21 protein-coding genes and 1 tRNA gene are annotated in these 20878 nt (G+C 68.0%); 8 read left to right on the top strand and 14 right to left on the bottom strand.

Annotation, left to right across the window (positions count from 1 at the left end):
- Nucleotides 1-17: 17 nt before the first annotated feature.
- Nucleotides 18-314, bottom strand: a complete 297-nt coding sequence (gene rplU / locus M9979_RS06830; RefSeq protein WP_254288582.1) for a 50S ribosomal protein L21 — start codon at nucleotides 312-314, stop codon at nucleotides 18-20.
- Between the two features lie 268 nt (nucleotides 315-582).
- Here rplU and M9979_RS06825 point away from each other — a divergent pair, with 268 nt between their 5' ends.
- The gene (locus M9979_RS06825; protein ID WP_254288581.1) at nucleotides 583-3363 is read left to right on the top strand and encodes a TonB-dependent receptor plug domain-containing protein; all 2781 of its coding nucleotides are present in this window, start codon (nucleotides 583-585) and stop codon (nucleotides 3361-3363) included.
- Between the two features lie 36 nt (nucleotides 3364-3399).
- On the opposite strand, the gene hspQ is transcribed toward M9979_RS06825, so the two are convergent.
- The gene (gene hspQ, locus M9979_RS06820) at nucleotides 3400-3780 is read right to left on the bottom strand and encodes a heat shock protein HspQ (RefSeq protein WP_254288580.1); all 381 of its coding nucleotides are present in this window, start codon (nucleotides 3778-3780) and stop codon (nucleotides 3400-3402) included.
- A gap of 128 nt (nucleotides 3781-3908) precedes the next feature.
- On the opposite strand from hspQ, the gene M9979_RS06815 reads away from it, so the two are divergent.
- The 5 genes from M9979_RS06815 to M9979_RS06800 all read left to right on the top strand — a co-directional run bounded on the left by M9979_RS06815 (nucleotide 3909) and on the right by M9979_RS06800 (nucleotide 6022).
- Nucleotides 3909-3998 (top strand) — tRNA-Ser (locus M9979_RS06815).
- 7 nt (nucleotides 3999-4005) lie between these two features.
- Nucleotides 4006-4314 (top strand): DUF3253 domain-containing protein, encoded by a 309-nt coding sequence (locus M9979_RS06810; protein WP_254288579.1) that lies wholly within the window; start codon nucleotides 4006-4008, stop codon nucleotides 4312-4314.
- A gap of 72 nt (nucleotides 4315-4386) precedes the next feature.
- Nucleotides 4387-4569 carry a hypothetical protein gene (locus M9979_RS17330; protein ID WP_340689053.1) on the top strand — a complete coding sequence of 61 codons (183 nt, stop codon included), beginning with the start codon at nucleotides 4387-4389 and terminating at the stop codon, nucleotides 4567-4569.
- On the top strand, nucleotides 4570-5769 hold the full coding sequence (locus M9979_RS06805) for a M20/M25/M40 family metallo-hydrolase (RefSeq protein ID WP_340689055.1): 1200 nt from the start codon (nucleotides 4570-4572) through the stop codon (nucleotides 5767-5769). It begins immediately after the preceding gene.
- 52 nt (nucleotides 5770-5821) lie between these two features.
- On the top strand, nucleotides 5822-6022 hold the full coding sequence (locus tag M9979_RS06800) for a hypothetical protein (RefSeq protein WP_254288578.1): 201 nt from the start codon (nucleotides 5822-5824) through the stop codon (nucleotides 6020-6022).
- A 135-nt stretch (nucleotides 6023-6157) separates the two neighbouring features.
- Here the strand turns inward: M9979_RS06800 and M9979_RS06795 are convergent, their stop codons facing one another.
- From M9979_RS06795 to M9979_RS06740, 12 genes are all read right to left on the bottom strand, one after another.
- Nucleotides 6158-7252: a TonB-dependent receptor gene (locus tag M9979_RS06795; protein ID WP_277998450.1), complete on the bottom strand. Its 1095-nt coding sequence runs from the start codon at nucleotides 7250-7252 to the stop codon at nucleotides 6158-6160.
- Nucleotides 7249-8580: a TonB-dependent receptor gene (locus tag M9979_RS06790; protein ID WP_254288576.1), complete on the bottom strand. Its 1332-nt coding sequence runs from the start codon at nucleotides 8578-8580 to the stop codon at nucleotides 7249-7251. Before M9979_RS06790 ends, M9979_RS06795 begins: the two co-directional genes overlap by 4 nt.
- 106 nt (nucleotides 8581-8686) lie before the next feature.
- Nucleotides 8687-10264, bottom strand: a complete 1578-nt coding sequence (locus M9979_RS06785; RefSeq protein WP_254288575.1) for an alkaline phosphatase D family protein — start codon at nucleotides 10262-10264, stop codon at nucleotides 8687-8689.
- A gap of 158 nt (nucleotides 10265-10422) precedes the next feature.
- Entirely contained in the window at nucleotides 10423-11181 is a 759-nt protein-coding gene (locus M9979_RS06780; RefSeq protein ID WP_254288574.1) for a phosphoadenylyl-sulfate reductase, read from the bottom strand.
- The gene (locus tag M9979_RS06775; protein ID WP_254288573.1) at nucleotides 11174-11605 is read right to left on the bottom strand and encodes a DUF934 domain-containing protein; all 432 of its coding nucleotides are present in this window, start codon (nucleotides 11603-11605) and stop codon (nucleotides 11174-11176) included. Before M9979_RS06775 ends, M9979_RS06780 begins: the two co-directional genes overlap by 8 nt.
- Entirely contained in the window at nucleotides 11598-13229 is a 1632-nt protein-coding gene (locus M9979_RS06770; protein ID WP_254288572.1) for a nitrite/sulfite reductase, read from the bottom strand. Before M9979_RS06770 ends, M9979_RS06775 begins: the two co-directional genes overlap by 8 nt.
- Before the next feature lie 537 nt (nucleotides 13230-13766).
- On the bottom strand, nucleotides 13767-14063 hold the full coding sequence (locus M9979_RS06765) for a DUF2849 domain-containing protein (protein ID WP_254288571.1): 297 nt from the start codon (nucleotides 14061-14063) through the stop codon (nucleotides 13767-13769).
- A complete protein-coding gene (cobA, locus tag M9979_RS06760; protein ID WP_254288570.1) occupies nucleotides 14060-14890 on the bottom strand; it encodes a uroporphyrinogen-III C-methyltransferase in 831 nt (276 codons plus the stop codon). The genes M9979_RS06765 and cobA overlap by 4 nt, the downstream gene beginning before the upstream one ends.
- 91 nt (nucleotides 14891-14981) lie before the next feature.
- The gene (locus M9979_RS06755) at nucleotides 14982-15173 is read right to left on the bottom strand and encodes a hypothetical protein (protein WP_254288569.1); all 192 of its coding nucleotides are present in this window, start codon (nucleotides 15171-15173) and stop codon (nucleotides 14982-14984) included.
- A 7-nt stretch (nucleotides 15174-15180) separates the two neighbouring features.
- The gene (locus tag M9979_RS06750; RefSeq protein WP_254288568.1) at nucleotides 15181-15726 is read right to left on the bottom strand and encodes a hypothetical protein; all 546 of its coding nucleotides are present in this window, start codon (nucleotides 15724-15726) and stop codon (nucleotides 15181-15183) included.
- A gap of 4 nt (nucleotides 15727-15730) precedes the next feature.
- A complete protein-coding gene (gene astD / locus M9979_RS06745; RefSeq protein ID WP_254288567.1) occupies nucleotides 15731-17143 on the bottom strand; it encodes a succinylglutamate-semialdehyde dehydrogenase in 1413 nt (470 codons plus the stop codon).
- A 64-nt stretch (nucleotides 17144-17207) separates the two neighbouring features.
- Nucleotides 17208-18566, bottom strand: coding sequence for a protein adenylyltransferase SelO family protein (locus tag M9979_RS06740; protein ID WP_254288566.1), 1359 nt, complete (start codon nucleotides 18564-18566; stop codon nucleotides 17208-17210).
- 55 nt (nucleotides 18567-18621) lie between these two features.
- Here M9979_RS06740 and M9979_RS06735 point away from each other — a divergent pair, with 55 nt between their 5' ends.
- Both M9979_RS06735 and M9979_RS06730 read left to right on the top strand, forming a co-directional pair.
- Nucleotides 18622-19479: an alpha/beta fold hydrolase gene (locus tag M9979_RS06735; RefSeq protein ID WP_254288565.1), complete on the top strand. Its 858-nt coding sequence runs from the start codon at nucleotides 18622-18624 to the stop codon at nucleotides 19477-19479.
- A complete protein-coding gene (locus M9979_RS06730) occupies nucleotides 19476-20693 on the top strand; it encodes a DUF418 domain-containing protein (RefSeq protein WP_254288564.1) in 1218 nt (405 codons plus the stop codon). The genes M9979_RS06735 and M9979_RS06730 overlap by 4 nt, the downstream gene beginning before the upstream one ends.
- Nucleotides 20694-20878: the final 185 nt, after the last annotated feature.

The raw sequence follows: 20878 nt of genomic DNA, 5'->3' as shown, positions 1-20878 counted from the left end.
CCTGTTCGCGCTTGGGCTCAGCCGACCGAAACGATCTTGAGGATCGTGTGGTTCTGGCGATGGCCGTTCTTGCGGCGATAATTGTGACGGCGGCGCTTCTTGAAGACGATGACCTTCTCGCCCTTCGCCTGCGCGACGATCTCGGCGGCGACGGTCAGGCCGGCGACGTCCTTCAGCTCCGAGCCTTCGCCCGCGAGCAGGACATCACCCAGCGTGATCGAGGCGCCGGCTTCGCCGTCCAGCTTCTCGACGACGATCTTGTCTCCGGCGGCGACGCGATACTGCTTGCCGCCCGTGCGCACGACTGCGAACATGGCTTTAGTCACTTCCCAAAAAACATATACCCGCACAGGACTGACCCGGCAGGATGAGCGGCGGCAGCTAAGCGACGGGTCGCCCGATGTCAACCGGTCACGGGCAACCCTGCGGCGTTTCTCGCCATGCCGCCGCCTGTTGCAGTGCGGCAACAGCATCGTGTCAAACGTGTGACAACGCGCAATGGCCAGCTTGATGGTTATCGTTTGCGACATAAAGTGTCGTCGGTCGGGACGGTAACGAAGCTGCTCGAAATCGGGGGAATTCATGAGGCACGAAAACTTGCTCGCCGGGCTGTCGCTGTCCGTATCGCTGCTTGCGCTGGCCGCACCGGCGGCGGCGCAGACCGTCCAGTCCGCGCCCAGCCAGGAAGCGACCGCGGACACGCAGGAGGCGTCGGATAACGCCGCGGACCAGATCGTCGTCATCGGCAGCCGCGCGCCCAACCGCACCGTCGCCGACAGCACGGTGCCGATCGACGTCATCTCGTCGAGCGCGTTGCAGGCCTCGGGATCGGGCGAGCTCAACAAGGTGCTCAACCAGCTCGTCCCCTCGTTCAACTTCCCGCAACCGTCGATCGCCGACGGCTCCGACGTGACTCGCCCCGCGACGCTGCGCGGCCTCAACCCCGACCAGACGCTGGTGCTGGTCAACGGCAAGCGCCGCCACGTCTCGGCGCTGCTCAACATCAACGGCACGGTCGGGCGCGGCGCGGCGGCGGTCGACATGAACATGATCCCCGCACTGGCGATCAAGCAGATCGAGGTGCTGCGCGACGGTGCCTCGTCGCAATATGGTTCCGACGCGATCGCGGGCGTCATCAACGTCCAGCTCAAGACCGCCAGCGAGGGCGGCCGTGCGCAGGTGAGCTACGGCAAGTACGTCACGACGCTGGAAGGCGTGTCGAACTTCGACGGCCTCGTCGGCGGCCAGCCCGCGCTCGACGCGACCGATTCGCGCTACCTGCAGGCGAACAGCTCGGGCGAGCGCAAGGCACGCGACGGCGCCTATACGACGTTCGGGGTCAACGTCGGCCTGCCGGTCGGCGACGGCGGCTTCTTCAACTTCACCGGCGAATATCGAGACCGCAATTTCACCAACCGCCAGGGCTACGACCTGCGGCCGAACTATATCCGCCCGACCACGACGACCTTCGATCCGCGGGAGGCGACGTTCAACCGCCTCGACTTCCGCTACGGCGATGCCAAGACCGAGGATTTCAACTTCCTCGTCAACACCGAAGTGCCGCTCGGCACCGCCGATTTCTACGCGTTCGCGACCTACGGCCATCGCGACGGCCTGTCGGCGGCGAACTTCCGCCAGCAATCGGCGGCGACCAACCGCGATTTCTCGACGATCGCGCCGGGCACGACGCCGACCAACGCCAATTTCGTCGGTCTGACGGCGGACGGCTATTTGCCCAAGATCCAGTCGAACATCGACGACGTCTCGGTGACCAGCGGCGTCCGCGCCGATCTGGCGGGTTTCAAGGGCGACTTCTCGCTCGGCTTCGGCCGCAACGAGCTGAACTACCGGACGGAGGACAGCGTCAACGTCTCGTTCGGCCCGAACAGCCAGCGGTCGTTCGATGCCGGCGGCCTCGCCTTCTCGCAGATCCTCGCCAACGCCGATCTGTCGCGCCAGTTCGACGCCGGCCTCGCGGGCCCGCTGTCGTTCGCGTTCGGTGGCGAATTCCGGCATGAAATCTACCAGATCCGCCCCGGCGATCCCCAATCCTACCAGACCGGGCCGCTCTTCACCGCCGCGCGGGCGACGACCGCGGCGAACTGCACCGTGCTCGGCGGCGTCTACACGGCGGCGACCGGCATCTGCTCGTTCCCGGGCCGTGCCGCGGCGGCGGGCGCACAGGGCTTCGGCGGTCTGCCCGCCTCGGCGCGCACCAACGTCGATCGCGACAGCTATGCGGGCTACGTCGAGTTCGACGCCGATCTGTTCACCGGCCTGACCGCGACCGCGGCGGGGCGCTACGAACATTACAGCGACTTCGGCGAGACGGTGAACGGCAAGCTCGCGTTGCGCTACGAATTCGTGCGGGGCTTCGCGATCCGCGGTTCGGTGTCGAACGGCTTCCGCGCCCCCTCGCTGCACCAGCAGTATTTCACGACCACCTCGACCAACTTCCTGTCGGGCGTGCCGGTCGACGTCTCGACGGTGCCGGTGAACAGTGCCGTCGCGCGGGCGCTGGGTTCGCAGCCGCTCAAACCCGAAAAGTCGCTCAACCTGTCGGGCGGCGCGACGCTCAACCCGTTCCGCGGCTTCAACCTGACGGTCGATTACTTCCACATCAAGATCCGCGACCGCGTCGTGCTGTCGGAGAATCTGGGTGCGGCGGGCGTCGGCACGGCGGCGCAGAACACCGCGGTTCAGGCGATTTTGGCGGCAAACGGCTTCAGCAACGTAGGGGCGGCGCGATTCTTCATCAACGGCCTCGACACGACGACGCAGGGCGTCGACGCGGTCGCGACCTATCGCGCCAATCTGGGCGGGCTCGGCGCGTGGAACTTCTCGGCGGCGTACAACTACACCAAGAACCACATCGATACGCGGCTCAACAACCTCGGCTCGCTGGCGCAGATCCCCGGACTCGTGCTGTTCGGGCGCGTCGAGGGCATCCGCTTCGAACGCGGTCAGCCGCGCACCAAGGTGGTGCTGGCGACCGACGGCAAGATCGCCGGCGTCGGCGTGTCGGCGCGGACCACCCGCTACGGCTCGGTCATCTCGCCCGAGACGACCGCGCCATTGGGTGCCGATGCGACGAGCCTGACCGCGCTGGGGCCGGACGACCAAGTGCTCCGCCCGAAGTGGATCACCGATTTCTCGCTGAGCTACGAATTGCAGGGCGTGCAGCTGACGCTGGGCGTCGACAATGCCTTCGACGTCTATCCTGATCGTCGGCCGTTCGGCCTGCGCCCGGCGAACGTCGGTGGCAGCTATCCGGCGACCTATCAGTTCCTGCCGTACAGCAACTTCTCGCCGTTCGGCTTCAACGGCCGGTTCGTCTATGCCCGAGCGGGCATTAACTTCTGATGACGGGGAAGGGGCGCCGCGGCGCCCCTTCTTGCCCTAGTGCCGGTGTTCGCGGCGCAGCGCGTAGCGGCCGTCGGCGAAGTCGCCGAACAGGCCGGGAATTGCCGGATGGTCGATCGGCTCGTCGCTGTCGTCCACCACCAGATTCTGCTGGCTGACATAGGCGACGTAGCTCGACTCCATATTCTCGGCGAGCAGGTGGTAGAAGGGCTGGTCCTTGCGCGGCCGCACGCTTTCCGGAATCGCCTCATACCATTCGTCGGTGTTGGCGAAGACGGGATCGACGTCGAAGATCACGCCGCGGAAGTCGAAGACCCGGTGGCGCACCACGTCGCCGATCGAAAAGCGCGCATGCGCGATCGCAGGCGCGTCGATATCGACGAAGGGCAGCGTACCGATGGGATCGTGGCGGGGCATGGCGCCAATTTAAGGCCCTTTCTCGCCCGCACAAGCGCAAGGGTGCTTGCCACCGCAAAACGAACCGGTTAGAGGCGCGCCCTCGACCGACCGACCCCGGCTTTATCGGCCTTGGAAACGTCTTCTGCGGAGAGGTGGCAGAGTGGTCGATTGTACCGCACTCGAAATGCGGCGTGCCTTTGCGGGCACCGAGGGTTCGAATCCCTCCCTCTCCGCCATTTCATCATGAACGATCCGTCGACAGGCGACGCGGCATCGGTTTCCTTGCCGGAGCATCCAAGTCATTCCACGGTGCGCGATACCGCGCTGGCGTTGCTCGCTGTGCGTTCGGCGGGGGCGACGATCTGCCCGAGCGAGGTCGCGCGGGCGTTGGTCGCGCCGTCCTCGACCGGCGATTGGCGACGCATGATGCCGATCGTGCACGCGGCGATCGACGACATGGTGGGCGAGCGGCTGGTGCGTCTCAGCTGGAAGGGTAAGCCGCTCGCCGTCCGTGCCGGCCCCTATCGGATCCAGCTGACTCCGAACGCGTGACGGCAGGGCTCATGGTCTTGTGCGCGATCCATGGCCGGCGCACACTCGGGGCGACATCTGCCGGAGACATGCATGCGCTATCTGTTCGCCCTTCTCGCCGCGTCCGCGCTGATCCCGGCTGCCGCGTCGGCACAGAATGCACCAACGACCCCCGCGGGTAGGGAAGCACTTGTGCTGCTGACCAAGGGCATCGCGTTCAGGACGGTGGAGGGGCAGGGACAGGTGCCCGCCTATGCCGCCTATCTGAAGCAATAACTGGTCTCCGCCGGGTTTGCCGAGGCCGACGTCGCCTTCGTGCCGATGGGCGAGACGGGGTATCTGACCGCGCGCTATCCGGGCCGCGAGCGCAACGCCAAACCCATGGTCGTGCTCGGGCACATGGACGTGGTGCAGGCGGATCCCAAGGACTGGACGCGCGATCCGTTCACCCCGGTGGTCGAGGGCGGCTATGTCTTCGGACGCGGCAGCCTGGACAACAAGGCGGGCGTATCGATGGTCGTCGCGACGCTGATGAAGCTGAAGCGCGAGAAATGGGTGCCGCGGCACGATGTCGTGCTGGTGCTGACCGGCGACGAGGAAACGCGCATGGCGACGACCCGGGCCGCGGCCGAGGCGTTCAAGAATGCGGCGCTGGTGCTGAACGCCGATGCTGGCGGCGGCGCGCTGGCCGACGACGGCAAGCCGATCGCTTATGGGCTGCAGGCGGCGGAAAAGGTCTATGGCGACTGGCATCTGACCATCACCGATCCGGGCGGCCATTCCAGCCGGCCGGGGCCCCGGAATGCGATCGCCAGCCTTGCCGCCGCCATCGTGCGGGTCGCTGCCTATCGCTTCCCGCCGGAGCAGAACGAGATCACCCGCGCCTCGCTCGCCGGCACCGCCGTGGGCACGCCGGGACCGCTGGGCGCGGCGATGAAGGCGTTCGCGGCCAACCCCAACGACACCGCCGCCGCAGACGTGATCTCGGCCGATCCGCGCTATGTCGGGCAGGTCCGCACCACCTGTGTGCCGACGATGTTCAACGGCGGCCATGCGCCCAACGCGCTACCGCAACGCGCGATGGCGAACGTCAATTGCCGCATCTTCCCCGGCACGCCGCGCGCGACGATCGAGAAGAAGCTGGTCGAACTGGTCGCGGACCCGACGATCACCGTCGCCCTGTTCGACAACGGCACGATCGAAGCGGGCGCGTCACCGCTCGACCCCAAGGTCATGGCGGCGGTGAAGGCGGTCACCGCCAGCCGCGCGCCGGGCGTGCCGGTGCTGCCGCTGCAGGAAGCGGGCGCGACCGATTCGATGCATTTCCGCGCGCGCGGCATCCCCAGCTTCGGCGTCGGCGGCGTGTTCATGAAGCCGGGCGAGATCTTCGCGCACGGGCTCAACGAACGCGTGCCCGTGGCGACGTTCGATCCCGGCATCGCGTGGTGGGAAGGGCTGCTGAAGGCGCTGGGATGACGGGGCGGAAATCGTACCTGATGCGTTGGAGGCCTGTAACGAGGAGAACGACATGCCTGACGAACGCGACACGGGCGACGAGCCGCACAGCTTCGCCGATCTGCCGATCCAGCCGACGGGGTCGGGCGTGCAGGACCTCGAGGTCGCCTACGAACAGATGAAGCTGTCCGAGGGCGACGTCGCTCCCGATGCTGCAATATCACCGACCGACGATAGCGACGCCGCCTTGGACAGCGCGGCCCATCCGAGCTGATCCACCCTTTGCCCCGAGCCTGCCATGGGTGAGAATCAGGCCCCCTTCGACGCCGCCTGCGGCGTCGCTCAGGACAGGCTCCGACAGGCTCAGGGCGAGCGGCGGAAAGCTGGATCAGCCTGACATCATCACGCTTTAGAAGCGCACCCGCACGGTGCCGCCATAGGTGCGCGGGTTGCCGGGGTAGCCCTGGATCAGCCCGGTCGATTTCGTGTAGCCGAGCAGGTTGATGTAATAGGCCTTGTCGAACAGGTTCTCGACCCACAGCTGCATGTCGAGCCGGTCGTTGTCGAGCAACAGGCCGACCCGCGCACTGGCAAGTGCATAAGCCTGAATCTCGGCCGACGGATCGAGCGTGATCGTCGTGTTCTGCTTCGAGCGCCAGTTGACGTCGAACAGCCCATAGGCCTTCGCCGTGGCATCGAGGCGCTGCGTGTAATCGACGGTGAAATCGCTGGTGACCTTCGGCGCCCAGGCGACCTGACGGCCGGTGAGATCGCAGGTCAGCGCGGTGAACTGCCCCGGGCAGACCGAGCTGGGGAAGGACGAATAGGTCGCCTTGTTGAACGCGATGAAGCCCTTGGTGTGGAGGCCCGGCAGCAGCCACGTCTCCATCTCCGCCTCGACCCCGCGCGAGGTCAGCGAGCCGACGTTGGCGAGGAAGCGCAGCGCGGTATTGCCGACGCCAACCGCCTGGTTCGCCTGATAGTTGCGCACCTTGGTATGGAAGGCGGTGATGTTGAGCAGGACGCGGTGGTCGAGGAAGGTCGACTTCATGCCTGCCTCGAAATTGTCCGCCGTCTCGCCCTTCACCGTCTGCGCAGCGCCCAATGCGATCGCCGAGGCGACGCCGTTGTCGGGGTTGGTGGCATTGTAGGGCAGCAGGTTGAACCCCGCCGATTTGTTGCCGCGCGCGTACTTGCCGTACAGGAAGACGTCGGGCGTCGCCTTGTAGCTGACGCCGGCCTCGCCCGATAGCGCGCTGTCGCGCAGCGCGGTGTCGACCTGGCCGAGCTGGGCGTTGGCGCCGGCGGGCGACAGCGCGCGGATCTGCGCGGTGGTGAGGTTGCCGGGGTTGGAGGCGACGACGCCGTTGTAGACCTGCGACCGGCGCTCCCACGTCTGGCGCAGGCCGATGTCGATCGCGAGGCGGCGGGCTTCGTCGGGATGCCACGTCAGATTGCCGAACAGCGCGTCGGTGTCGGTGTGGAACACCGCCTGGCTGGTCAGGCCGAAGCCGGCGACGCGCGCCGTATAGGCACCCTGCGCCCAGGTCCGCCCGCCACGGTCGGGAAGGCGGTGGCCGACGGATTGGCCGCCCAGATATTGTATTGCGTGCCGAAGCGGATGCGCGAATCGACCTGCAACCGCTGGCGGCTGAGGAAGGCGCCGCCGGTCGCCTCGATCGGCTGGCCGCGCGGGGTTTCCCAGCGCAATTCCTGCGAGAATTGCCGTTCGACGTTGCACGAGCCGTAATTGGTGATCGCGTCGAGCTGGGTGAAGTCGTTGTCGTTGTTGGTGAAGCAGCTCCAGCGCTGGTAGCCGGTGATCGAGGTGAAGGTGCCGAGGCCGGCGACGCTCCAGTCGATCTGGCCGCTGCCGCTGTCGAGACTGGTGCGCGCATCGAGCCGCCCGTCGATGTTGACGAAGCGGTCGCGCGCGTTGCTGGTCAGCAGCGTATAGCCCGCCGCCGCCATCCGCGCCTGCAGCGCTGCCGGATTATAGACCGACAGGATGACCGGCGAGATGGTCGGGAAGAACTGGCGTGCGTGCGTGCCGATCAGGCGGATCGCGAGATTGTCGGTCGGCGTCGCCAGCAACTGCCCGCGCACGCCCGATCCCTGACGCGCGTTCTGGTCGCGGTTGTCGTAGAGGTTGGGATAGGTGCCGTCGCGGTTCGAATAGAAAGCCGACAGGCGCAGCGCGAGCTTGTCGGCGATCAGCGGGCCGGTGACGCTGCCCTTGATCTCGGCGAAGCCGAAATTGCCGGTGCTCGCCTCGGCGGTGGCGCCGGGGGTGAAGCTGGGCTTGAGCGTGTTGATGAACACCGCGCCGGCGGTGGTGTTCTTGCCGAACAGCGTTCCCTGCGGCCCGCGCAGCACTTCGATATCGGCGAGATCGTTGAAATCATTGGACACCATCCCCTGACGCCCGGTGTAGACGCCATCGACGAACACGCCGACCGAACCGTCGATGCCATCCGTATTAAAGCCGTTGTTGCCGATGCCGCGGATTCCGAGATTGAGCTGTTTGGGGTTGGTCAAATAGACCGAGAACGCCGGCAGCTTGGTCTGGAAATTGGTGAAGTTGGTCAGGTTCTGCCGGGTCAGCGTCGCCGCGCCGATGACGGTGATCGGGATCGGCACCGTCTGCGCATTCTCGGCGGTCTTGCGCGCGACGACGGTGATCCCGGCCTTGCCGTCCGTGTCGTCGGCGGCGGTGCCGGGGTTTTCCGGCGCGGCGGTCTGCGCGAACGCCGGTGCGCCGATGACGCTGGTCGTCGTCAACAACGCGGCCGCGACCAGAGGCCGGACCTGCGCCCGCTTGATGCACTTCATCGATTTGCCCCCAATATCGCCGGCGGGGCGCGGTCCTCACGCGCGCCGGCTCCTTGTGAGGGCGGCGCTAGACACGGTTCGTTACACGCCAGTTACAATCCAGCCATCATGCAGATTGCTGACGGATGCCCGGTTGATGCGGGTCGAGCGCGAACCTGACGAGGTCGCGCGCGCGAGACGCCGGATCGCGCGCGTCGGCAAGGCTGCGGAAGGTGACGGTGCCGCCCGCCGGCGTCAGATCGACGCGGCCGTAGCCGCGCACCTCGTTCTCGGCGTAGACGAGGCCGTTGGCGGCGGCCTGCGCCTTGAAGCTGGCGTCGTGGAACAGCGAGGTGATCGATCCGCCGACGAACTCGGCGGCGATCGGCGGGCCGCCGGGGCGGCCCGGATCGTGGACGTCGGCAGCGGCGAAGGCGTGGATATCGCCGCCGAGCGCGATCGGGTTCGGCGTCTTCGCCTCGACCCAGCGGCGGAAGACGCGATCCCGGGCCGCGGGATAGCCCGACCAATTGTCCGCCGAATATTGCACGCCGCGTTCGGGATGCTCGGCGTCGATGCGGCCCTGCTGATGCATCAGCGTCTGCTGGGCGAGCACATTCCACTGAGCGCGGGTCTGGCCAAGCGCCTGCATCAGCCAGCGTTCCTGCGCATCGCCGAGCATCGTACGGTTCTGCGCGTCGAGATCGGCGCACGGCCCGATAAGGTTGCGGTAGCGCTGGTGCGCCTCGACCAGGCCCGGCGGCTGGCAGGCGCGGGGACCGCGATACTGACGGTCGTCGACGATCTGGAACTGCGCCAGCCGCCCCCAGTCGAGCGTGTGATAGATGCGCATGTCCGCCCCCAGTGGCGGCGCGGCGCGGGTCGGCTGATGTTCGTACCATGCCTGATAGGCGGCGGCGCGGCGGAGCAGAAAGGCTGCGGGGTCGGTGTTGTTCTGGTCGAGCGCGCCTGCGTAATCATTGGCGACCTCGTGATCGTCCCAGGTCAGCACCCAGGGCGCGGCATGATGCGCCGCCTGGAGCAGGGGATCGCACTTGTAGGTCGCGTAGCGGATGCGATAACCGGCGAGGTCCCTGGGCTCGGGGTTCTGGTGGAGGCGGACGGCGTCCTTTGCACTCGGCGCGCCTTCGTAGATGTAATCGCCCAGGAACAGGATCAGGTCGGGGTCCTCGGCGACCATGTGGCGATAGGCGGCGTAATGGCCCGCTTCGTATTTCTGGCATGATCCGTAGCACAGGCGCAGGCGATCGACCGGCGCGCCGGCGGCGGGGGTGGTGCGGGTGCGGCCGGTGGGGCTGGTCTCGCCGCCGGCGAGGAAGCGGTAATGGTAGCGGCGCGCCGGCTTCAGGCCGCGGAAGTCGACGTGGACGCTATGGCCCCAGCGCGGTTCGGCCTGCACGGTGCCTTCGCGGACGATGCGGGTGAAGCGTGCGTCCTCGGCGACCTGCCAGCGGACGGGCACGGCGACCGGCGGCATGCCGCCCGTGGCGTCGAGCGGCTGCGGGGCGAGGCGGGTCCACAGGATCACCGAATCGGGCAGCGGATCGCCCGAGGCGACGCTGAGCGAGAACAGGCCGGCGGGCAGGCGTTCGGCTCCCCGCGCGCCGATCGACAGGATCGCGGCCGATCCGCCGAGCATGGCACGGCGGGTGAGGGAGGGCGTCGGGTTCGGGTCGGTGGCCATGATGCCCGAGATGCGCCCGGATGATGACGGGTTTGTGACCGCCATATCGTCACCCTCACCCTTCCCACCCGGCTGCGCCGGGCGGGCTCCTTCCCTCTCCCAATGGGAGAGGGAGGGAGGCGCGAAGCGCCGGAAGGGTGAGGGTGATCGAATCTGCGTCAGAACACCGGATCGTCGCCGGGCAGGGCCGAAACGTGGATGCCGCATTCGACCTTGTCCCAGCCGCGCCAGCGGCCCGCACGTGGGTCCTCGCCCGGCTTGACCTTGCTGGTGCAGGGCGCGCAGCCGATCGACAGATAGCCTTGCGCCTCGAGCGGGTGGCGGGGCAGGTCGTGCTCCGCGAAATAGGCGTCGAGCTGGTCCTTCGACCAGTCGGCGAGCGGGTTGATCTTGAGCCGGCCCTCGTCCTCTTCGAAGCGGGGGAGCGCAGTACGGGTGCCGGCCTGGAAGCCCTTGCGGCCCGAAATCCAGGCGTCAAAGGGGGCGAGCGCGCGGCGCAGCGGCTCGACCTTGCGGATCTCGCAGCAGCCGTCGGGATCGTAGGACCAGCGCATGCCGGTCGCATCCTTCAGCCCGAGCACGCGCGGATCGGGGCGGAAGACGCGCAGGTCGGTGAGGCCGAGCCGTTCGGACAGTTCGTCGCGATAGGCGAGGGTTTCGCCGAACATCTTCTGCGTGTTGGTGAAGATCACCGGCACGTCCTTGTCGATGCTCGCGACCATATGGAGCAGCACCGCCGACTCCGCGCCGTAGGACGAGACCGAGGCGATGCGGCCGGCGAGTTCGCCGGTCAGCAGTTCGCGCAGCATGTCTGGTGCGGCGACGCCGGCGAAGCGGATCTGCATCGCGGCGGCGTCATGCGTGGTGAAGGGCGGGGCGACGTCCATCACGTCGAGCGCGCGGGCGGGCTCACCCATGCCGCAGCTTCCACACCGGCACCACCGCGTCGGCGGCGGGCTGGTAGCGATAGTCGTAGCGGTCGAGGCTGCGCTGCAGCACGTCGGCGTCGATCGGCGCTTCGGGCGCGAAGCTGTCGAAGCCGCAGCGGCGCATCAGCGGCAGCTGGTCGACGAGCACGTCGCCCGCGGCGCGCAGCTCGCCGGTATAGCCCGCCTCGCGCAGCACGCGGGCGGCGCTGTAGCCGCGACCGTCGCGGAAGGTCGGGAAGCTGACCTCGACCAGCGCGAGCTGGCCGAGCTGCGGCAGGAGGGCGCGCGCGTCCTCGCCGGCTTCGAGGCGGACGGCGGTGGCGTTGCTCTGGCCGAGGAAGGCGTCGAGCGTCACCGCCGGTTCGTCGTGCGGCTCGTCGTCGCGGAAGCGGAGCAGGGCGGACTCAACCATAGATCGCGGCCTTGAACGGTTCGAAGCCGACGCGGCGATAGGTGTCGAGGAAGCGTTCGCCAGGTTCGCGCAAGTCCACATAGGTATCGGTGACGCGCTCGATCGCATCGACGACGCCGTCCTCGGAGAAGCCGGGGCCGGTGATCTTGGCGAGGCTGACGTCCTCCGCGCCCGAGCCGCCGAGGGAGAGCTGGAAGTTCTCCACGCCTTTCTTGTCGACGCCGAGGATGCCGATGTGGCCGGCGTGATGGTGGCCGCAGGCGTTGATGCAGCCCGAGATCTTGAGCTTCAATTCCCCGAGATCGCGCTGGCGCTCGCGGTCGGCGAAGCGTCCGGCGATCTTCTGCGCCAGGGGAATCGAGCGCGCGTTGGCGAGGCTGCAATAATCGAGGCCGGGGCAGGCGATGATGTCGGTGATGAGGTCGAGGTTGGGTTCGGCGAGTCCCGCCTCCGACAGCGCGGTCCAAACTTTCCGAAGGTCGCGCATGGCGACATGGGGGAGGACGATGTTCTGCGCGTGTGTGACGCGTAGCTCATTGAAAGAAAAACGTTCTCCGAGGTCGGCCATGAGGTCGATCTGGTCGGCGGTGGCGTCGCCGGGGATGCCGCCGGCGGGCTTCAGGCTGATGTTGACGATCGCATAGCCGGGCTGTTTGTGCGCGACCACGTTCTGGTCGAGCCAGACGGCGAAATCGGGGTCGCTGCGGTCGATGTCCGCCGGCGCGTCCGTTTCGAAGGCGGGGGGGGCGAACATCGCGGTGATGCGGTCGAGTTCGGCGCGCGGCGGGTCGAGGCCCAATTGCTTGACCGCGACGAACTCCTCCTCGACCTGACGGCGGTATTTGTCGGGGCCGATCTCGTGGAGCAGGATCTTGATCCGTGCCTTGTAGATATTGTCGCGGCGGCCGTAGCGGTTGTAGACCCGCAGGCACGCCTCGAGATAGCTCATCAGGTCGTTTGCGGTGACGAAATCGCGGATCAAATGGCTGACCATCGGCGTGCGGCCCATGCCGCCGCCGACGTAGATCGCACCGCCGAGTTCGCCGTCGCGTTCGAGCAGCTGGATGCCGATATCGTGGAGGCGCATCGCGGCGCGATCCTCGGCCGCGGCGATCACCGCGATCTTGAACTTGCGCGGCAGATAGCTGAATTCGGGGTGGAAGGTGCTCCACTGGCGGATCAGCTCGGCCCAGGGGCGCGGGTCGGCGACCTCGTCCGCGGCGGCGCCGGCATATTGGTCGGCGCTGATGTTGCGGATGCAATTGCCGCTGGTCTGGATCGCATGCATCTCGACCGTCGCCAGCTTCGCGAGGATGTCGGGCGTGTCGGCGAGCTTGATCCAGTTGAATTGAAGGTTCTGGCGCGTGGTGAAATGGCCGTAGCCGCGGTCGTAGTCGCGGGCGATACTGCCGAGCATGCGCATCTGGCGCGCGTCGAGCGTGCCGTAGGGGATGGCGACGCGCAGCATATAGGCGTGCAGCTGGAGATAGAGGCCGTTCATCAGCCGGAGCGGCTTGAACTGGTCCTCGGTCAGCTGGCCCGACAGGCGGCGTTCGACCTGATCGCGGAATTCGTCGACGCGGGCATCGACGATCGCCTGGTCGTATTGGTCGTATTTATACATGATCGGCTTTCGATCCTTCCGGGCGGGGGAAGGAAGGTGGGATCGCGCGAAGACGCGAAGACGCGAAGGGGTTAAGGTTTTTGTTCGCGCGGAGGCGCGGAGGCGCGGAGGGGATGCGTTGGTGGCGCGCGGCGCGCGCCCCACCTTCCTTCGTCATCCCGGCGAACGCCGGGACCCATGGATGCGGCGCGGTTTCGGGGCGGGGCTCCTCGCTCCGTTCGCCCTGAGCCCGTCGAAGGGCATGAGACTCATCGTGCTTTGACAGGTTCAGCACGAACGGGGTGGGGGTGGTCGCGTGATAAGCGGCGCGGATGGGGGTGGCGTCGCGTGCCTCGCAGACCGCATCGTTTCCATGGGTCCCGACTTTCGTCGGGATGACGATGGGGGGGAGGGCAAGCGTTTGCACCAGCCAAGGCCCGGCCGTCAGCCGCTCATGAAAGAGCGAGCCAGTAGTACCAGGCGCAGCCCCTCCGCGCCTCCGCGCCTCCGCGCGAACCAAAACCTTCTTTTCTTCGCGGCTTCGCGTCTTCGCGCGCATCATATCACCCAGCTTCCGGCCGCGGGATCGGCCGGCTTGAGCGTCAGGTCGGGCCGCACGGTGGGGCCCAGCGCGCGGATGCGGTCCTTGATATGCGCCGGGCGCGGGCCGTCCGCGGTGGCGACGGCGTCGATCAGATAGGGGACGTTGACACGGCGGGCGCCCTCTTCGGTGCGCAGGATGCCTTCGCCTTCGGTACCGACGTCGATCGCGTCCTCTACGTGACGCGACCAGCCGGTGCCGGTCCACCAGACGACGTCGCCGGTGGGGAGATCGTTGCCGGTGAGGAGTCTCATGCCGCGGTTTCCTCGGCGGGCCCCACGAAAGTATTACTTTCGTGGGTTCCCTCGGCGATACGCGCCCAGCGGGCGAGCTTGTCCTGCGCGTCCGACAGTTCGACGACCTCGCCGACGACGATGATCGCCGGGCTCTGCACCGCCTCGCGCGTCACCATCGCGCCGAGGTCCGCCAGCAGGGTGCGGATCGCGCGGCTGCCCTCGAGCGTGCCGCGTTCGAGCACGGCGACCGGCATGTCGGGGGCGACGCCGTCGGCGATCAATTTGTCGGCGATGTCGCTGGCGGTGGCGACGCCCATGTAGATGACGAGCGTGCGGCCCTGACCGGCGAGGCCGGACCAGTCCTGATCGGAGAGCCCCTTGCACTGGCCGGCGACGAAGCTGACCGCGCTCGAATGATCGCGATGGGTGAGCGGCAGCATCGCCTCCGCCGCGCAACCGAGCGCCGCCGAGACGCCGGGGATGACCTCGACCGGCAGGCCGGCGGCGCGTACCGCCTCGACCTCTTCGCCGCCGCGGCCGAAGATGAACGGGTCGCCGCCCTTCAGCCGGACGACGATCGCGCCGGTCTTCACATGCGCGACGATGAGGGCGTTGATCGCCTCCTGCGGCAGCGTGTGGCGGGCGCGTTGCTTGGCGACCGAGATGCGCTGCGCCGCCGGCGGTGCGATGTCGAGCACGCGCGGGTCGATCAGGCCGTCATGGACGACGATGTCGGCGCTGCGCAGCGCCGCGACGGCACGGACGGTGAGCAGCCCGGGGTCGCCCGGACCCGCACCGACCAGGATGACGCGCCCGCGGGCGTTGGGATCGAGAAGCGTGGCCATGTTCGCCAGATGGGCCGCGGTGGCGGATGCGACAAGCCAGCGTTGCTTTGCCGGGGGTTAGATAGGCTTGCCCGTCATCCGGAACGGCATGTCAGAAGTAGCTGACGATGGACCGTTGCCCATCGCCGGCGCGGGCGGCCGCGCGGGCGAGGAGGGCGCGCTTATTCGGGGTGCGGTTCCCCCCCTTGTTGCGCAGGGCATCGGTCGGGATGGCGTCCACACCCGATCGACGCGCACGCTCTTCGGCAGCGGCGAAGAAGGCTTCCAGCGTCACGGTCTGCATGGCGTGGTTATAACCCGAGCAGGGCCGGATCGCCACCCTCCTCCGCGATCCGTCGGATCAGATAGGAGAGGTCGATAGCCTCCGAAGTATCGAACAGCGCCTTGGCCTGAAGCAGACGGGATTGGTCGGAACGGCTCGCTACCGCATGCTGACCCAGTCGGTCGGCGATCAGATCCTCGATCGATGGCATGACGATTTCGCCACCGCTCTTCACCGTCAGGCGGACGAGGCGTTCCCGATCGGATCGTCCGTCGAACAAGGCACCACTGACCTGCTCGACCACGTAATCAGCGCAGTCCGCGAGGTAATAGGCGTTGGCGAGGTGTCCGATGCCGCCGTCCTGAACGAAGCCCGCATCCGTCATCGCCCGGGCAAATGCCTGATCGTCAGCAGCAATCACGTCAAAATCGGTCGACATGAACAGACCGCCGGTTCCGATCGCCGTCGCCGCACCGCCTACCAAGACCGGATCGCTCGTCGTCGCTGCCTTATACGCCGTGAACGCGCGACCGAGATGGTCGAGCACCCGTGCATAATCCGGCGGCAGGCTCATGCCGTCACGCGTCCCGCAAACCGATGCCGATGTTCGCCCGTGCGCTTTCCGCCTCGTTGCTGACCACGGGATAGGCGCAGTAATCGGCGGCGTAATAGGCGCTGGGGCGGTGGTTGCCGCTCCAGCCGATGCCGCCGAACGGGGCCGACGACGACGCGCCGTTGGTCGGGCGGTTCCAGTTGACGATGCCGGCGCGGATGCCCGCCCAGAAGCGGTCGTAGAGCGAGGGCGTCTGGCTGACGAGGCTGGCGGACAGGCCGTAGCGGGTGTCGTTGGCGATGCCGATCGCCTCGTCGAAATCGGTCGCGCGGAAGACCTGGAGGATCGGGCCGAACAGCTCGATATCGACGCGCTCGGTGGCGTTGGTCATGTCGATGAGCGCGGGGACGAGGAAGGGCCTGTCGTCCTGCAGCCGTTCGAGGTGGCGGATCGGGCGGCCGCCGCGCATCAGCAGCGCGAGGAAGCTTTCGGTCAGCATGTCGGCGGTGTGGTTGTCGATCACCGGCCCCATGAACGGCTGCGGATCGTCGTGCGGCGCGCCGACGATCAGCCGGCCGACCATCGTGTTGATCGTGTCGATCAGCGGTTCGTACAGCCGGTCCTCGACGATCAGCCGGCGCGCGGCGGTGCAGCGCTGGCCGGCGGTGGTGAAGGCGGACTGGATGACCAGCACCGCCGCCGAATGCAGGTCGGGCGTATCCCAGACCAGGATCGGATTGTTGCCGCCCATCTCGAGCGCGAGGATCTTTTCGGGCTTGCCCGCGAAGGCGCGGTTGAGCGCGAGACCGGTGCGCGCCGAGCCGGTGAACAGCAGGCCGTCGATGTCGGAATGCTCGGCGAGCGCCTTGCCCTCGGCCGGGCCGCCGATCAGCAGGCGGATGCACGCTTCGGGCACGCCGGCGGCGCGATAGCAGTCGATCAGGAAGGCGCCGGTGCCGGGGGTCTTTTCCGACGGCTTGAAGACGACGGCGTTGCCGGCGAGCAGCGCGGGGACGATGTGGCCGTTGGGCAGGTGCGCGGGGAAATTGTAGGGGCCGAGCACCGCGAGCACGCCATGCGGCTTGTGACGCAGCGCCATGCGGCTGCCCATCGGTGCGTCGAGCCGGCGCTGCGCGGTGCGTTCGGCATAGGCGGTGACCGAGATGTCGACCTTGGCGATCACCGTGTCGACTTCGGTGCGGGCTTCCCACAGGGGCTTGCCGGTTTCGCGGGCGATCGTGTCGGCGAAGGCTTCGTGGCGCTGGCGGACGACGTTGCCGAAGCGGCGCATCGTCTCGACGCGGACGGTGAGCGGCAGCGCGGCCCAGGCCGCCCAGCCCGAACGGGCGGCGGCGACCTCGACATCGGCATCGCCGATCGGCCCGCGCCACAGCTCGGCACCGGTGGCGGGTTCGTGGGAGATGATCTCGTCAGCCATGCTTGCCCTTATGCCCTCTTGGCGCCGGAGTTACGGGAATGGCGGCAAGGCGGCAAGACACGCGTCAGGCGAGCGCTTCGCCCATGGTGCGGACGCGCGCGACCTTGGCATGGAGCGCGGACCAGTCGTCGCGTTCGGCGATGGGGGACCAGATCGCCTCGACCTCGTCGATCAGCATCGCGCATGGGCTCCCCTGCCAATAGGGGTGGCTGCGATCCTTGCGCGGGGCATAGGAGGCGAGCGCATCGCGCAGCGGCTGCCAGTCGTCGCCATAGCCGTCCGGCAGCGTGCCGCCGAAGACGTCGAAGAAAAAGCGGTCCATCGGCGTTGCGGTGGTGCGCAACGCGCGTTCCATGGTCTGGACGAGCGCGCGGTCTTGCTCGGGCGTGCGGGGGCGGACGCCGAGGCGCCAGAGAAGTGCGGCGGTGATCTCCAGCTGGTAGAGCGGGCCGAATTGCTCGATCAGCGCGATCAGGGGATCGCTGTCGGCGATCAGGCGGAGCGAGGCGGCGAGCTGCATGACGTCCCAGTGGATCGCCTCGGGCTGGCGGCCGAAGGCGTAGAGGCCGGCATGGTCGAAATAGGCGGCGGTGAAGGCGGGGTCCCAGGTTGGGGCGAAGCGCCAGGGGCCGTAGTCGAAGCTTTCGCCGGTGACGTTGATGTTGTCGCTGTTGAGCACGCCGTGGACGAACCCCGCCGCCATGTAGCGTGCGGCGAGGCGCGCGGTGCGGGTGACGACATGGTCGAGCAGGCGCAGCGGATCGTCCGACTCCTCGCCGTAGAGGTTGCGCAGGACGTAGCCGACGAGGGCGCGCATGCCATCCTCGTCCTGAAGGTAGGCGAGGCGCTGGAAGGTGCCGATGCGGATATGGCCGTGGCTGAGGCGGACGAGGACGGCCGAGCGCGTCGGGCTGGGTTCGTCGCCGCGGGTCAGCTCCTCGCCGGTCTCGATCAATGACAGCGTGCGGCTGGTGGGGACGTTCAGCGCCTCGAGCATCTCGGTGGCGAGGATTTCACGGACGCCGCCCTTGAGGGTGAGGCGGCCGTCGCCGAAGCGGCTGTGCGGGGTTTGCCCTGAGCCCTTGGTGCCGAGGTCCATCAGCCGGCCTTGCGCGTCGCGGAGTTGCGCGAAGGTGAAGCCGCGGCCGTCGCCGATCTCCGGGTTGTATGTGCGGAACTGGTGGCCGTGGTAGCGCAGCGCCAGCGGTTGCGGGAGCGTGCCGGGCAGGGGGACGAAGCGGCCGAAGCCTTCCGTCCATTCGGCATCGGTGAGCGTGTCGAGGCCGACCTCGGCGGCGGCGCGGTCGTTGCGGAAGCGCAGCTGCGTCGCGGGGAAATCGGCGGCGGCGACCGGATCCCAGAAGGTCGGGCCGAGCGCGGTGAGGGCGGCTTCGGGGCGGTACGCTTGCGGGTGGGTGGGCATGTGTGGATATGGAGGGCGCCGCCCCCGGGCCGCAACCCCCGCAAGGACCAAAGCCATGGCTGCGCATGAAGACTGCTACTGGATGTCGGCCGACGGGCTGAAGCTGCATTACCGGCTGTATGCCGGCGATACGGGCCTGCCGCCGGTGCTGTGCTTTCCGGGCCTCACCCGCAACGCGCGCGATTACGATGCGCTGGCGGCGCGGCTGGCGGGGCGGCGGCAGGTGATCGCGGTCGAGTTCCGCGGGCGCGGACGCAGCGATTATGCCAAGGATCCGATGACCTATGTGCCGGCGACCTATGTCGCCGACGTGCAGGCGCTGCTCGCCGAGCGCAACATAGCCCGGTTCGTCGCGATCGGCACGTCGCTGGGCGGGATCGTGACGATGCTGCTGGCGCAGGCGGGGGCGGGGATCGCCGCGGCGCTGCTCAACGACGTCGGGCCGGAGATCGACCCGGCGGGCGTTACCCGGATCAGGGGTTATGTGGGCAAAGGGAGCAGCTGCCCGACGTGGATGCATGCGGCGCGGACGCTGCAGGAGGGCAATGCCGACGTCTATCCCGACTGGGGAATTGAGGAATGGCTGGCGATGGCGAAGCGCGTCTATCGCCTCAACAGCAGCGGGCGGATCGTGCTCGATTACGACCTTAAGATCGCCGAGCCGTTCCGTACCCCGGGGAACGAGACGGGGGCGGATATGTGGGCGGCGCTGTCCGCCCTGCGCGACGTGCCGGTGCTGATCGTGCGCGGCGGGCGGTCGGACGTGCTCGCCCAGCCGGTGGCGGAGCGGATGCGGGCGGCGCTGGATCGCGCCGAGCTGGTGACGCTGCCCGGCGTCGGCCATGCGCCGACGCTGGCGGAGGCCGCGCTGCACGATCCGATCGACCGGTTGCTGGATCAGGCGAAGGCGTGATCCCGGCCGACGAGCCGGATGGCGCGCCGCGGATCGCGACGCTCGACGTGCTGCGCGGGATCGCGATCCTCGCGATATTGTTCATGAATGTCAGCGAGATGGGCGGGTCGATGACCGCCAACTGGTCCGACATCCGCCATATCGGGTGGAGCGGGGCGGATCGGGTGGCGTGGTGGCTGCGTACATTGCTGGTCGAGGGGACGGCGCGGGCGCTGCTCGAGATGCTGTTCGGCGCGGGGATGCTGATCCTGACCGACCGGATCGCGGCATCGTCCGACAGCCCGTTCGCGGTGGCGCTGCGCTATGGCTGGCGCAACGCGGTGCTGTGGGCGTTCGGAATGGCGCATATGGTGCTGCTGCTGTGGCCGGGGGATATCCTGCACACCTATGCGGTGGCGGCGTTGCTCGCCTGTTGCGCGCGTGGGCTCTCGACGCGGGCGCTGCTGGTGCTGGGGCTGTCCTATGCGGCGTTCACGCTGGCGGTGGGGGTGAGCACGATCGCGCATCAGGCGGCGTTGCCTGCCGCCGAAGTGCAAGCGGTGCAGGCGCGGTTCGCGGCGGCGGATGCGGCGGCGGTGGTGGCGGAGGATCGCTTCGGTCACGGCACGCGGGCTGAATGGGTGCGCGGGCAATGGGGCGTGAGCCTCGACCGGCTCGGTAACGACGAGGCGACGTTCGTGTGGGAGGCGGCGGCGACGATGCTGGTCGGTGCGGCGCTGTTTCGCTGGGGGACGTTGCAGGGGGCCTGGTCGCGGCGGCGGTATGGGTGGTTGCTGGCGGGCGGTTACGGGCTGGGGGTGCCGTTGCGGCTGTATGGCGCGTGGGAGGTGACGCGGTTCGACGGGGCCATCGGCATTGCGTGGGTGTGGGAGGATGGCGCGCGACTGGCGATGACGTGCGGGCATCTGGCGGCGGTGATGCTGCTCGCATCGACCGCGCCGGGCATGCGGGCGTTGCGGCCGTTCGTGGCGGCGGGGCGGACGGCGTTGACGCTGTACGTCGCGCAGACGGTGATCGTGTCGTGGCTGGTGTTCTCGCCGTTCGGGCTGGGGCTGTACGGGCGGATGGGGTGGGCGGCGATGATGGCGCTGGCCTGCGCGGTGAATGCGCTGCTGCTGTGGGGGGCGAACCTGTGGGTGCGGCGGTATCGGGTGGCGCCGGTGGAATGGGCGTGGCGGTCTTTGGTGGAGCGGCGGGTGTTGCGGTGGCGGTGAGGGTCTGAGGACTGCGTCACCCCGGACTTGTTCCGGGGTCCACTTTGCGGCGAGGCATACGGTGTGCGCCTCTTGCCGTTGCGCTTGCGGCCCGGTGGACCCCGGAACAAGTCCGGGGTGACGAAGGGAAGAAGGTGGGGGTCGGGCCCCTCTCCGCCGAAGCGTTCTTCCTTGCGTAACCCGGC

The organism is Sphingomonas liriopis, assembly GCF_024211255.1.
GTDB lineage: Bacteria > Pseudomonadota > Alphaproteobacteria > Sphingomonadales > Sphingomonadaceae > Sphingomonas > Sphingomonas liriopis.
The sequence above is the reverse complement of the archived record's forward strand: the minus strand, read 5'-3'. Positions and strand labels throughout refer to the sequence as shown.